Annotated in this window: 11 protein-coding genes; 8 read left to right on the forward strand and 3 right to left on the reverse strand. The window is 64.7% G+C overall.

The window, feature by feature from the left end; genetic code table 11:
• Positions 1-128 precede the first annotated feature (128 nt).
• Positions 129-803, forward strand: a complete 675-nt coding sequence (locus AC0L2Z_RS16810) for a hypothetical protein (RefSeq protein ID WP_473628812.1) — start codon at positions 129-131, stop codon at positions 801-803.
• Positions 804-830: 27 nt separating this feature from the next.
• Here AC0L2Z_RS16810 and AC0L2Z_RS16815 read toward each other — a convergent pair whose 3' ends face one another.
• Positions 831-1,283, reverse strand: coding sequence for a nucleoside deaminase (locus AC0L2Z_RS16815; protein WP_473628814.1), 453 nt, complete (start codon positions 1,281-1,283; stop codon positions 831-833).
• Between the two features lie 176 nt (positions 1,284-1,459).
• Here AC0L2Z_RS16815 and AC0L2Z_RS16820 point away from each other — a divergent pair, with 176 nt between their 5' ends.
• The 5 genes from AC0L2Z_RS16820 (at position 1,460) to AC0L2Z_RS16840 (ending at position 8,097) form a co-directional block, all read left to right on the forward strand.
• A complete protein-coding gene (locus AC0L2Z_RS16820; protein WP_473628816.1) occupies positions 1,460-3,595 on the forward strand; it encodes a pseudouridine synthase in 2,136 nt (711 codons plus the stop codon).
• Complete coding sequence (gene rsmD / locus AC0L2Z_RS16825; RefSeq protein ID WP_023802269.1) at positions 3,576-4,130, forward strand: 16S rRNA (guanine(966)-N(2))-methyltransferase RsmD; 555 nt, start codon at positions 3,576-3,578, stop codon at positions 4,128-4,130. The genes AC0L2Z_RS16820 and rsmD overlap by 20 nt, the downstream gene beginning before the upstream one ends.
• 94 nt (positions 4,131-4,224) lie before the next feature.
• Positions 4,225-5,589, forward strand: a complete 1,365-nt coding sequence (locus AC0L2Z_RS16830; RefSeq protein WP_287346899.1) for a M16 family metallopeptidase — start codon at positions 4,225-4,227, stop codon at positions 5,587-5,589.
• 262 nt (positions 5,590-5,851) lie between these two features.
• Entirely contained in the window at positions 5,852-7,192 is a 1,341-nt protein-coding gene (locus AC0L2Z_RS16835; RefSeq protein WP_473628833.1) for a M16 family metallopeptidase, read from the forward strand.
• A gap of 20 nt (positions 7,193-7,212) precedes the next feature.
• A complete protein-coding gene (locus AC0L2Z_RS16840) occupies positions 7,213-8,097 on the forward strand; it encodes a patatin-like phospholipase family protein (protein ID WP_023802272.1) in 885 nt (294 codons plus the stop codon).
• Positions 8,098-8,225: 128 nt separating this feature from the next.
• Here the strand turns inward: AC0L2Z_RS16840 and AC0L2Z_RS16845 are convergent, their stop codons facing one another.
• Positions 8,226-9,377 (reverse strand): helix-turn-helix transcriptional regulator, encoded by a 1,152-nt coding sequence (locus AC0L2Z_RS16845; RefSeq protein WP_023802273.1) that lies wholly within the window; start codon positions 9,375-9,377, stop codon positions 8,226-8,228.
• Between the two features lie 358 nt (positions 9,378-9,735).
• Here AC0L2Z_RS16845 and AC0L2Z_RS16850 point away from each other — a divergent pair, with 358 nt between their 5' ends.
• Both AC0L2Z_RS16850 and AC0L2Z_RS16855 read left to right on the forward strand, forming a co-directional pair.
• The gene (locus AC0L2Z_RS16850; protein ID WP_023802274.1) at positions 9,736-10,095 is read left to right on the forward strand and encodes a hypothetical protein; all 360 of its coding nucleotides are present in this window, start codon (positions 9,736-9,738) and stop codon (positions 10,093-10,095) included.
• 65 nt (positions 10,096-10,160) lie between these two features.
• A complete protein-coding gene (locus AC0L2Z_RS16855) occupies positions 10,161-10,586 on the forward strand; it encodes a c-type cytochrome (protein ID WP_023802275.1) in 426 nt (141 codons plus the stop codon).
• Between the two features lie 32 nt (positions 10,587-10,618).
• On the opposite strand, the gene AC0L2Z_RS16860 is transcribed toward AC0L2Z_RS16855, so the two are convergent.
• The gene (locus tag AC0L2Z_RS16860; protein WP_473628818.1) at positions 10,619-11,770 is read right to left on the reverse strand and encodes a CapA family protein; all 1,152 of its coding nucleotides are present in this window, start codon (positions 11,768-11,770) and stop codon (positions 10,619-10,621) included.
• Positions 11,771-12,191 lie beyond the last annotated feature (421 nt).

Here is a 12,191-nt window from a genome sequence, read left to right on the forward strand (position 1 = left end):
TTGAGATAAACACGCGAAACTCCGGACGACAAATTGTCGCCGGATTTCCGTCGGAAGAGCATAGGCGATGGGGACCGGACCTTTGGCCGGCGGCGATCGAGAGGCTGTCTAGAGTGGGACTTTTTGGCATGACCGAAAGAACTTGCGCGCGCGTTGCGCTGCTGGCGCCGCTTGTCGCATCCGGCCTGGCCCTGTCCGGCTGCATGGGCTCGCCGACCTACGGGACCGACAAGACCGCCTCCGCCCAGCTTGCCGGCGATCTCACCAGCGCTTTTTCAGTCATGCCGAAGAACAAGGAAAAGATCGACTACAAGCCGCGCCCCGAATTGGTGAAGCCGGCGCCGGGCCAGAAGCAACTGCCGCCGCCGCAGGACAGCGCCACGGCAAGCGCCGATTGGCCGGAATCGCCCGAGCAGCGCCGCGCTCGCCTGCGCGCCGAGGCCACGCTCAACCAGGACGATCCGTCCTACCAGGCGCAGATCGTCGATGACGTCCAGACGGATCCAACCGCGATCAAGGCTGCGATGAAGGACTCGGGTTCCAGTCATCCGCCGGCTTGGAAGCCGGCGGATTCGGACAAGGGCCGCGCCGCCGAAGTCAAGCGCCGCCTTGCCGAACAAAAGCAGGGCGACCCGAACACCCGCCGATATCTGAGCGAGCCGCCGGTGCAGTATCGCGCCGCTTCCGCAACCGCGCCGGTCGATGACCTCGGCGAGGACGAGTACAAGAAAGCACGCCGCCTCAAGCGGGAAGCGGCCGCCAAGAACAAGAGCGGCGGCATGTTCGACTGGCTGCCGTGGTAAGCTGCCGGCGCTAAGAATCCTGCGACGTTAGGGTTCGCGTCGCTCCCTGAAAAAATCCTTCAGCAGCAGGGCTGCGTCGCTCTCGGCCATGCCTGGATAGGTGTCCGGTGCATGGTGGCAGGTCGGTGAGGCGAAGAAGCGCACGCCGTTGACCACAGCGCCGCCCTTCTCGTCGGCGGCGCCGAAATAAAGCCGGCGCAGCCTGGCGAAGGAAATGGCGCCGGCGCACATGGCGCAGGGCTCCAGCGTCACATAGAGATCGTGGCCGGTGAGCCGCTCGCTCGACAGCTTGCGGCAGGCTTCGCGGATCGCCAGCATCTCGGCATGGGCGGTAGGGTCGGCAAGCTCGCGGGTGCGGTTGCCGGCACTGGCAACGACCGTATCGCCGCTGGCGATGACCGCGCCGACCGGCACTTCGCCGCGCAGGACGGCGGCTTCGGCCTCCTTCAGTGCCAGCGCCATGAAATCCGGCCGCTTCAAGCGGTTTCCATTCCGATTATCTCCTCGCTACTCCGGCGTGATCCTGTTATCTAGCGCATGATCCCGAAAACCGAAATCGGTTTTCGGAAGGGATCATGCACCAAATCAAAGTCCTACAGCGTCCTTTGCGCGTCCGTACGGACGCGCGGCGCTGTAGTGCAAACGAGCAAAGCTACATGGACGACAAAAACAAGAAATTCCCGCGCAAGAACGGCTCGAAACCATCGGGCCCGCGTGGTCGCGATGCCGCTGCTGGCAAAGGCGGCAAGCCATCCTTCGGCGCGAAAAAACCTTACGCGCCGCGCGGTGACCGCCCAATGGCGGCTGACGGCGAGCGGCCGAAGCGCGACTTCAAGAGTGGCGATAGGCCGTTCAGCAAAGGACCACGGCCCGACGGCAAGCCCTATGAAAAGCGCGAGGGGCCGCGCAAGCCATACGCCCCGCGCGGCGACCGCCCGATGGCGGCTGACGGCGAGCGGCCGAAGCGTGACTTCAAAAGCGGCGACCGGCCGTTCAGCAAGGGGCCGCGTCCGGAAGGCAAGCCTTACGAGAAGCGCGAAGGGCCGCGAAAACCGTACGCGCCGCGCGGCGACCGGCCAATGGCGGCTGACGGCGAGCGGCCGAAGCGCGACTTCAAAAGCGGCGACCGGCCGTTCAGCAAGGGGCCGCGTCCGGAAGGCAAGCCTTATGAAAAGCGCGAGGGGCCGCGCAAGCCATACGCGCCGCGCGGCGACCGGCCGGCGGCTGCCGAAGGCGAGCGCAGCGAAAGGCGCTTCGACCGTCCCAAGGGAGACTTCAGCGATCGCCCAAAACGCGCCTTCGGCGATCGGCCCAAGCGCGATTTTGCCGGCGCTCGGCCCCAAGGGGCATCGGGCGGCTTCAAGCCGCGCCCGCGTCCCGCCGAAGCGACGGAAGAGGCTGGTGAGCGCATTGCCAAGCGGCTGGCCCGCGCCGGTCTTGCCTCGCGTCGCGATGCCGAGGAACTGATCGCGGCCGGCCGCGTCAAGGTTAATGGAAGGGTGCTGTCCTCGCCGGCCTTCAATGTGATGCCTGGCGACATCATCCATCTCGACGGCATGGAGATCCCGCCGATCGAGCGCACCCGGCTGTTCCTGTTCCACAAGCCGGCCGGCGTCGTTACCACCAATCGTGATCCCGAGGGCCGCAAGACCGTCTTCGACGTGCTGCCGGCCGACCTGCCGCGGCTGATGACCATCGGCCGGCTCGATATCAACACCGAAGGCCTGCTGCTGCTCACCAATGACGGCGGGCTGGCGCGCGTGCTCGAACTGCCGGCGACCGGCTGGCTCAGGCGCTACCGCGTGCGCGTCCACGGCAAGGTCGAGGAAAGTGCGCTCGCCGGCTTGCGCGAAGGCATCGCCGTCGACGGCGTCTTCTATGGCGCCATCGAGGCGACGCTCGACCGCGAGCAAGGCACCAACGCCTGGCTGACGCTTGGCCTGCGCGAAGGCAAGAACCGCGAGGTCAGGAACATACTGGGCTCGCTTGGCCTCGACGTAACGCGACTGATCCGCATTTCCTACGGACCGTTCCAACTCGACGACCTGCCCGAGGGCCATGTGCTGGAGATCAAGGGCCGGGTGCTGCGCGACCAGCTCGGCGAACGCCTGGTCGAGGAGTCCGGCGCCAATTTCGACGCTGACATCACCAAGCCGTTTTCCAACAGGCCGGTGCGGCGCGAAGCGGTGCGCGAAGAGGAACCTGAGCGGCCGAAATTCACCCGCGATGGCGAACGCCGTCCGATCGGCGAAGGCGGATTGATCAAGAACCGCAAGCGCCGCGAAGGCAGCCGCGACGAGGCGCTGGGCAAGCTGTCGACAAGTCCCGGCAGAAGCTTCGGGACGGAAAAGAGCTTTGCTGCGCGTGGCCCCAAATCTGAACGTAGCGGGCCCGAACGCGGCGGCTTTGCCGATCGCGGCCCCAAATCTGAACGTAGCGGGCCGGGCGGCTTCGGCGGCAAACCGGGCGGCGGGAAAAAGTCCGAACGCGAGCAGCGCCCGATCGAGCCGCCGGGCCAGCGCAAGGCCAATGTCTGGATGGCGCCAGGCGCGCGGCCGATCGGCAAGGGCAGGGCGGACGCCGATGCCGCCAGGGTGGCCGAAGCCAAGGAACGCAAGGCCTCGTTCAAGCCGTCTTATGGCAAGCCCGCCCATGGAGGGGGAAAGCCCGGAGGCGCAAAGCCGTTCGGCAAGCCGCGTGGCGAACGCCCAAATGATGGCGGCAAAGGCGGCGACCGGCCGCGCAGCGGCCCCAAGGGATCCAGGGGAGGCAATGCGGATCGTCGGCGGTGAGTTTCGCGGGCGTCCGCTGGCGACGCCCCGCTCAAGCGCCATCCGCCCGACCACCGACCGCACCCGCGAGGCTGTCTTCAACGTGCTTGCGCATCGTTTCCCCGATAGGCTGGTCGGCGCGCGGGTGCTCGACCTGTTCGCCGGCACCGGCGCGTTCGGCCTCGAGGCGCTGTCGCGCGGCGCATCTTATGGCGTCTTCATCGAAGAATCGGCGGAAGGGCGCGGCCTGATCCGCACCAATGTCGAGGCCTTCAGCCTCACCGGGCGTACCAAGATATTCCGTCGCGACGCTACGGCTCTCGGCGAGGCGGGCACGATGGCCGCGTTCGGCCTGGTGTTCGCCGACCCGCCCTATGGCAAGGGCCTGGGCGAGCGTGCCTTGCGCTCGGCCAAGGCCGGCGGCTGGCTCGCCCCCGGCGCGCTCTGCGTCGTCGAGGAGGCGGCAGCGGCGCCGTTCGAGGCAGGGCCGGGCTTTTCGGTTGTCGACGAGCGCAGCTATGGCGAGACGGTTATCCGCTTCATCGAGGTTGGATGAAGGGAGCGCAGCGCCTTCAAAATGACGAACAAATCAATTTGCCTGTGGCAACACCCCCGCCTATCGTCCCACCCCATGACAACCGGAGTCATTGATGACATCTCAGGCTGATTGGCTGCGCGGTACGCTTTTTGCGCTGGCTCTTGTGATGACCGGGCCGGTTCTGGCCGACAACAAGCCGGACGACGGCAAGGTGACGAATTTCCTGCTCGACAACGGCATGGAGGTCGTTGTCATCCCCGATCGCCGCGCGCCGATCGTCACTCATATGGTGTGGTACAAGTTCGGCAGCGCCGATGAGCCGCCGGGCAAGTCCGGCATCGCCCATTTCTTCGAGCATCTGATGTTCAAGGCGACGACCAACCATGCGGCCGGCGCGTTCGACCGCGCCGTCTCCGCCATCGGCGGTTCGAACAACGCTTTCACCTCCTATGACTACACCGCCTTTTACGAGACGGTGGTGCCGCAGGCGCTCGAGCAGATGATGGATTTCGAGGCCGATCGCATGCGCAACCTCATCCTCAACGACGACGTCATCGCCACCGAGCGCGACGTCATCCTCGAGGAACGCCGCTCGCGCATCGACAGCAATCCGCAGGCAGTGCTCGGCGAAGAGGTCGACGCCACGCTCTGGCAGAACCAGCCCTATCGCATTCCGGTGATCGGCTGGATGCAGGAGATGGAAAAGCTGAACCGCGCCGACGCCAAGGCTTTCTACGACAAATATTATACGCCCAACAACGCCGTGCTGGTGGTGGCCGGCGACGTCGAGCCGCAGGCGGTCAAGGCGCTGGCCGAAAAGACCTATGGCAAGGTCGCGCGTGGTCCAGACCTGCCGCCGCGCATCCGTCCGGTCGAACCCGAACAGAACACCAGGCGCACGGTGACGCTCGCTGACGCGCGTGTCAGCGTGCCGAATTTTTCGACGCAATGGGTGGTTCCCTCCTATCACACTGCGAAGCCGGGCGAAGCGGAAGCGCTGGACCTGCTGGCGGAGATCCTCGGCGGCGGCAGCCGCAGCCGGCTGTACCAGCAGCTTGTCGTCAAGCAAGGCATTGCCGCCGAGGCCGGCGCCTTTTTCCAAGGCACCATGCTCGACGCCACCAACTTCACCGTCTATGGCGCGCCGCGCGGCGACGCCAAGCTGGCCGATGTCCAGGCGGCGGTCGAGGCCGAGGTCGCCCGCATCGCCAGCGAGGGCGTCACATCGGGCGAGCTGGAGAAGGCCAAGGATCGTTTCGTCCGCTCGATGATCTTTGCCCGCGACAAGCAGGATTCGATGGCCAACATCTACGGCGCGACGCTCGCCACCGGCGGCAACGTCAGGGATGTAGAGGAATGGCCGGGCCGCATCCGCAAGGTCACCGCCGACGAAGTCAGGCAGGTTGCGGCGCGCTATCTCAATCTCAACCATTCGACATCAGGCTATCTCTTGCCGCAGACACAGGCAGGGAATTGATGTGATGACGAGCTTGAGCGTTTGCGCTGCCCCTCACCTGCCTGCCGGCATCCTCTCCCCGTATAGTGACGGGGAGAGGGGCGCTGTCATCGACGGTTTCGCCAATCACCAGCGTTCGGAAGAAGGGCGCGGGCATTGCGGCCAGCCCCTTCTCCCCGTCACTATACGGGGAGAAGTGCCCGGCAGGGCGATGAGGGGCGGCGCTGACTCCGACAGCTATTCGTCTCGAAAATCAGTCGGAAGCTACCATTTATCCGAAGCGATTGCGCCGAAGCGTGTTGCCACCCCTTTAGTTACCCTGCTCCTCTCCCTCGTCTTCCTCGTCCTGCCGGCGCTTTCCGCTCGTGCGGCCATGAGCATCCAGGAGGTGACGTCGTCAAAGGGCATCACCGCCTGGCTGGTGGAGGACTATTCCGTGCCGCTCGTCGCCATCCGCTTCGCCTTCGACGGCGGCACGACGCAGGATCCCGCTGGAAAGGTGGGCCTTGCCAATCTGATGAGCGGCCTGTTCGACGAGGGCGCCGGCAATCTCGACAGCGAGTCCTTCCAGATCAAGCTCGACGACGTCGGCGCCGAGATGAGCTTCGAAGCGGCGCGCGACGGCATCTATGGCTCGATGCGCATGCTTGCCGAGCAGCGCGACGCGGCGTTCGACCTGTTGCGGCTGGCGGTCACCGAGCCGCGTTTCGACCAGGCGCCAATCGACCGCATTCGCGCGCAAGTGCTGTCCGGCATCATCGCCAACGAGCTTGACCCGGACACACTCGCCCAGCGCAAATGGCTGGAGGCACTATACGGCACCCATCCCTATGCGCGGCCCGAAGAGGGCACCAGGCAAAGCATCGCCACCATCACGCCGGACAATCTCATCGCCTTTCACAAGGCGAATTTCGCTCGTGATGGCCTGCATGTGGCGGTGGTCGGTGCCATCGATGCCGAGACGTTGAAGAAAAAGCTCGATATGGTCTTCGGCGGCCTGCCGCAGCATCAGGCGCTCGCGCCCGTCGCCGATGTCGATCCGAAACTCAACCAGCAGCTCGAGGTCAATTACGACCAGCCCCAGACGTCGCTGCAACTCGCCTATCCCGGCGTCGAGCGGAGTGCGCCGGATTTCTTCGCCGCAGTTCTGATGAACGAGATCCTCGGCGGCAGCGCCTTCACCTCGCGGCTGTTCGAAGAGGTGCGTGAAAAACGCGGCCTGGCCTACAGCGTCAGTTCCGACCTGGTCGACCACCAGCACGCCGACGCCCTGGCCATCACCACGGCGACCCGCGCGGACCGGGCGGCCGAGACTTTGGCTGTGGTGCGCGAGGTGGTGAAGCGCATGGCCCAGGAAGGGCCGACCGAAGCGGAACTGGCGGCGACCAAGAAATACTTGATCGGCGCCTACGCCATCAACAATCTGAACTCCTCCGGCGCCATCGCCGCGACGCTGCTCGAGCTGCAGCTCGACAAGCTCGGCAGCGACTATATGCAGCGCCGCGCCGCCCTCATCGACGCGGTGACGCTGGATCAGGTCAAGGCGGCGGCGAAAAAGCTGCTTTCCGCCGAGCCGGCCATCATGGTCGTCGGGCCGAAGCACGGCGAGGCCAAGGAGGAATGAGCCCAAATGGGGGGCAGGGGATGAGCCCGAGCTTCGGCATCGCCTTCGGCGGCGGCGGCGCGCGCGGGCTGGCGCATATCCATGTCATCGAGGTGCTGGACGAGCTGGGTATAAGGCCGGTCGCCATATCAGGCTCATCGATCGGCGCCATCATGGGCGCCGGCATGGCTTCGGGCATGGCCGGCAGCGACATTCACCACTACATGCGCTCGATCCTCGGCCGCCGCGCCGAGGTGGCGGCGCGCATGTGGCGGGCGCGGCCAGGCACCTTTGCCGAGGCGCTGCAGGGCGGGCTGGGTGTCACCCAGTTCAATGTCGAGCGCATCCTCAAGGCATTCATGCCCGACGCCATACCCGAAAGCTTCGCCGATCTGAAAATACCGCTGAAGGTGACGGCCACGGATTTCTTCGGCCATAAGCTCGCCGTGCTGAGCGACGGCGACCTGCATTCAGCGCTTGCCGCCTCGGCGGCTATTCCCGCGGTATTTCGCCCGGTGATGCGCGACGGCAGGCTGCTGATCGACGGCGGCATCTACAATCCGGTGCCGTTCGACCTGATCGAGGACGACGCCGACATCATCATCGCCGTCGACGTCGTTGGCGCGCCGGCCAAAGGCGGGCGCAAATACCCGACCTCCGTCGACCTGATGTTCGGTGCCACGCAATTGATGATGCAGTCGATCATCGCCGCCAAGCTGAGGCAATGCCAGCCGGACATACTGGTCAGGCCGGCGGTGTCGAAATACCGCGTGCTCGATTTCATGAAAATCGACGCCTTGATGGCCGAAACGGCTGATATCAAAGACGAGCTGAAGCGGGAGATCGAGAAGGCGGTGGAGATGCGGGCCAAGGTCGACACGAGCAGGCGCACCAAGCAGGTGGGGGGCGTGGCGCGGAAAGCCTGATGCTCGGTTGCCTCATCGAAACAAGCGCAAGCGCTGAACATTAGAAACGCACTGACTGCCAAGCCAGAACTGATCAAGACCATCCGCGGCGTTGGATACCTGTATCCAAAGCGGTGAACGAGTGTGGTTCAGGGACCAGGCTGCCAGGCGGGCGGAACGATCTGCATGACGAGGCGCATCAGATCGGCCTGGCGGGAGGCGCCGGTCTTCTGGAAGATATTGTCGAGATGGGTCTTGGCGGTCGCGTTGGCAATGTGAAGGCTGGCGGCGGTCTCGGCCAAGGTGTGCCCGGCGACAAGGCTGGCGAGCACGCGGGTTTCGGCCAGCGTAAGCCCAAAGGCTCTCGCCAGCATTCCGGCGGCGTCATGCTCGTCCGGTGCATTGCCGATGAACACCGCGGCTACCGCCGCGGGTTCCATGTCGGCGCGCAGGTCGCCGCCGGCCATCGGCAGCACGCGGGCGAAGACGGGCGGCAGGCCGGATTCGCTGAGGAGGACGGCAAGCCCTGTCTTGCCGATGCTGACCTCATCCTGAGCCGCAAGCATGATGGCGCTGTGAAGTTCCCTGGAAGCCGACGGGATCTTCGCTTGCAGAATGCCCCGGACATCCTGGATCGGGCCGCCGCTCCGCAGCATGTGCTTGGCCGAGCGGTTGGCGTGCAGGACGGCGCCACGTTCATTGGTGAGGACCACGGCGCATGTGAGCGCATCGAGTGCCTCGGCCATTCCTGCGCGCTCGACAGTGCCGATGTCCAGCATGTTGCTGATTATCACCGAACGGCGCACATGCGGCTGCAACAGTCTGCCAAGCTTGATTTCGCGCTCGGTGATAATGCCTTGCCGCTTATGCCGAGCAACGGCGAAGCCGGCAAGGCGGGTAGGGGTGTGGATCAGGAAGAACGACATGACGTCGACCAGGCCTTGCGGCTTCAGGCACTCCTGAAAATACCGGGAGGTCTCCAGGTAGGTTTGAGGGATATGGCGTGAGACCACATGCGGCATATCGAGCGAAGGCCATGTCGAGAGATCCTCGAGCAGCCGGGCGTGGATCTCGGGGATATATTTCGCCTGTTGCTCCAGCCAGTACGGCTCTATGCCCACGGTCCTGTAGATCAGCAGCCGGTCGTTGGCGAGGTCGTCAAGCTGCAGGACCGCAGTCTGGGCGTCGAGCGCATCCCTGATTCCGGCAAGCGCGTGCTCCCATCGCTCCGGGTCGAGTGCGCAATCGTAGATCGAGCCGATCAGCTTCGACAGCTCATGATGCGACAATGCCTTGGCCATCGACGGCCCCCTCGCATGTCGACAGCGCGTCCCATGCGGGCGGAAAGCCGCGCCCTCTCACAGGTGCTCTCGCTTCTCCAACTTTAGCGATCGCTTAAATTCCGATTATCTCCCCCAAACAGGGGATGCGCAAGCACCCGGGCGGTGAAATACTCTCGCCCCAGAAGATAAGGTCACACTTAACTGTGACAACCAGTGGGTTCAGCGCGTTCTCGGCTCGCGGACCTTCGCCACTGTGATGCAGCCGGGGGGACTAATCCAGAATTCTGCCTGCGTGCGCCGATTATCACGGCGCGACCGTCTATTGCTGAAACCTTGAGCCGGGCTCGACCCGGACAATTCGGAATGGAGCAGCATTATGTACAAGTACATTGCTTTTGCAGCACTTTGCATCGCGGCGATGCCCGCGCATGCCGGCGAGCTTGGAGCCATGAAGGCCGAAAGCATCGATCTCGCCGGTTTCCTTGGTGTCGTCTATTACACGCCGCAGGAGGACGGCTATCGGGTGGTCACCACGATCGCGCAGGGCGAGGCTGGCTTGCCCGTGCGTTTCGTGGCGACACTGACCGAGAACCAGATAGTCGCGGTCTCCGTGCCGGGCAAGCTGGGAGAGTCGGACCAGATCATCGAGATATCGCGTGTCGGCGGCAAACTCGTCGTCAGTCCGCAGGCTATAGACGGAATCGTGGTATCTTCCCCGAAGCTCGCCGTTGACTGATCCAAGGTCGAGTGAGGCGATCCAAGGTTGGTGATTCAGAGGCGGGTGCCTTGCGGCGGCGCTGGATGAGCCTGCAACGTCGGCGACAGACGACGTCTGCATGGCTCGTCCTGTGTGTTGTCGTCTTTACCGTCGGCGCCGGCTTCGGCGCCCAGGCTGAGCTGGCCCCGGGCAAGTTCTACGAAATTGTCGGCGGCAAGGTCGATGCGCGGACCTATAACGGCTTCCGTCGCTATCATGGCAGCTGCAATCACTGCCATGGTCCCGACGGCATGGGCTCGACCTTCGCCTCGGCCCTTGTCGACCGGCTGCCCGATCTCGAGGTCTTTCGGCGCAACGTTCGCGACGGTGTGCGCAGCGGCCCTTCGGTGATGAAGGGCTTCGCCGACGACCCCAACGTCGCTCCTTACATCGACGACATCTACGCCTACCTGCAGGCCCGCGCCGACGGTGCGCTTGGCCGAGGACGGCCTGAGCGGCTTGAACGCTAGAGCGGCTGGCTGCTGATCGCAGGTTGCCGGCTTCACCAGACGACGGTGAGACGATTGTCGTCCGCGAGCGCCACATGCGTGCCGAAAGATGAGCACTCGCGCTCAAGCATGGCTGCGAGCCAGGCGGCATCTTCGCGCAGGGCGCGGTTTAGCCGGAACCTGGCGAGCTGGAACGGCACCAGCTCGAGCGAAACAAGCGTACCGTCCGGTATGGCGAGCCGCGGCAGGTACATCAGCGCAAGCTCACCACGAAACGTTTCATTGCCGGTGATTCCCTCATAGTCGGTGAGGAAGTCGCCGCATCCGTAGAGGATCAACCGGCCGTGATGGATTTCGATCGGCTTGGGATGGTGGGAGGAGTGCCCATGCACGACATCGAAACCTGCAACATCGATGAGAGCATGGGCAAGTGCGCGGTCTTCCGCCGGAACCTGGTAGCCCCAGTTGCCGCCCCAGTGGATCGAGGCCACCGCGAGGTCGCCAGGCTGTTTTATGGCTTGCACGGATCGGGCGATCTGCTCGAGCGACCGGGCCGAGAGATCCGCCAGCAAATTGATGCCTGGCTTGTAAGCTCCGGCTGCCCATGAAGTTGGAACGCCGCTCGACTCGAGCGCGAAGCCGAAGACCAGCACGCGGCCCCCGCCGGCCGGTTCAATGACGGCAGGCGCCGCCGCCTCGTCGGCGTCAAGCCCTGCCCCGGCATAGGCGAGGCCGGCAAGCCGCAGCGTATCGAGGGTCTCGACGAGGCCAGGCTCATCGCAGTCGAGCACATGGTTGTTGGCGAGCACGCAGCAGTTTATCCGTGCCGCCGCCAGGCAGCCGATGTTTGCCGGGTTCATCTTGTAATTGATCCCCTTGGGCGCCAAGGACAGGCTGGTGGTGATGCTGGTCTCGAGATTGATGATCCGCGCATCGGGCGCTTCACGACCCAATTCGTTAAGCGCATCGCCCCAGACATACGCCTCGTCGACCTTTCTCGGGATCGGGCCATTGACGCGTTCGGCAAGCTCGACATAGGTCGTCGCCGATTTGACAAAGCGCTCGCCAAGGTGCGGATTGCCGGGACTGGCGAGGACCTGATCGATGCCGCGCCCGAGCATCACGTCGCCGCACAGGAACAGCTTTGCGCTGCTTCGGACGGACCGTTCAGATCCTGCGGCGGCGTTGTTCGCGATCTGCGGCATCGCTCTCGAATCTCCTGCGTGCCAACACCCGGTGACCCCAAGGGGTTCCCAGCCAATTTGCGCGGATCGCATCGCGCGCCGCGAGATCAACCTGTTCGTCGACCACAGCCAGATCGTTCGGCTCGAGGCGCATCGCTCCGGCATCTGGGGAACCAAGAGCACCTGGGGGCGGATTCAGAATATCGGGTGAGGGGGCTGAGCGGCCTCGTTCCAGCTTGGGTTCCTCGCCCCCACGAAAGTGGGGAGAGGTGGCTCGGCGAAGCCGAGACGGAGAGGGGACTGCGCCTGCAAAGAAAGACCCCTCTCCGGGCGCGTGGCGGCCCCCACACCCCCCCCCACCCCCCGGGGGGGGGCCCCCAAGTAATTGGGGGTGGGGAGAGGGGGGGGGGGGGAGTTGGCCCCCGTTAGATGGTATTGTTTT

It is taken from the genome of Mesorhizobium sp. WSM4850, assembly GCF_055811735.1.

Excerpts from the sequence above, each read along its gene's own strand:
- AC0L2Z_RS16840 (WP_023802272.1), top strand. The coding sequence starts at position 7,213 with ATGAGCCCGAGCTTCGGCATCGCCTTCGGCGGCGGCGGCGCGCGCGGG.
- AC0L2Z_RS16850 (WP_023802274.1), top strand. The coding sequence starts at position 9,736 with ATGTACAAGTACATTGCTTTTGCAGCACTTTGCATCGCGGCGATGCCC.
- AC0L2Z_RS16830 (WP_287346899.1), top strand. The coding sequence starts at position 4,225 with ATGACATCTCAGGCTGATTGGCTGCGCGGTACGCTTTTTGCGCTGGCT.
- rsmD (WP_023802269.1), top strand. The coding sequence starts at position 3,576 with ATGCGGATCGTCGGCGGTGAGTTTCGCGGGCGTCCGCTGGCGACGCCC.
- AC0L2Z_RS16810 (WP_473628812.1), top strand. The coding sequence starts at position 129 with ATGACCGAAAGAACTTGCGCGCGCGTTGCGCTGCTGGCGCCGCTTGTC.
- AC0L2Z_RS16855 (WP_023802275.1), top strand. The coding sequence starts at position 10,161 with ATGAGCCTGCAACGTCGGCGACAGACGACGTCTGCATGGCTCGTCCTG.
- AC0L2Z_RS16820 (WP_473628816.1), top strand. The coding sequence starts at position 1,460 with ATGGACGACAAAAACAAGAAATTCCCGCGCAAGAACGGCTCGAAACCA.
- AC0L2Z_RS16860 (WP_473628818.1), bottom strand. The coding sequence starts at position 11,770 with ATGCCGCAGATCGCGAACAACGCCGCCGCAGGATCTGAACGGTCCGTC.
- AC0L2Z_RS16845 (WP_023802273.1), bottom strand. The coding sequence starts at position 9,377 with ATGGCCAAGGCATTGTCGCATCATGAGCTGTCGAAGCTGATCGGCTCG.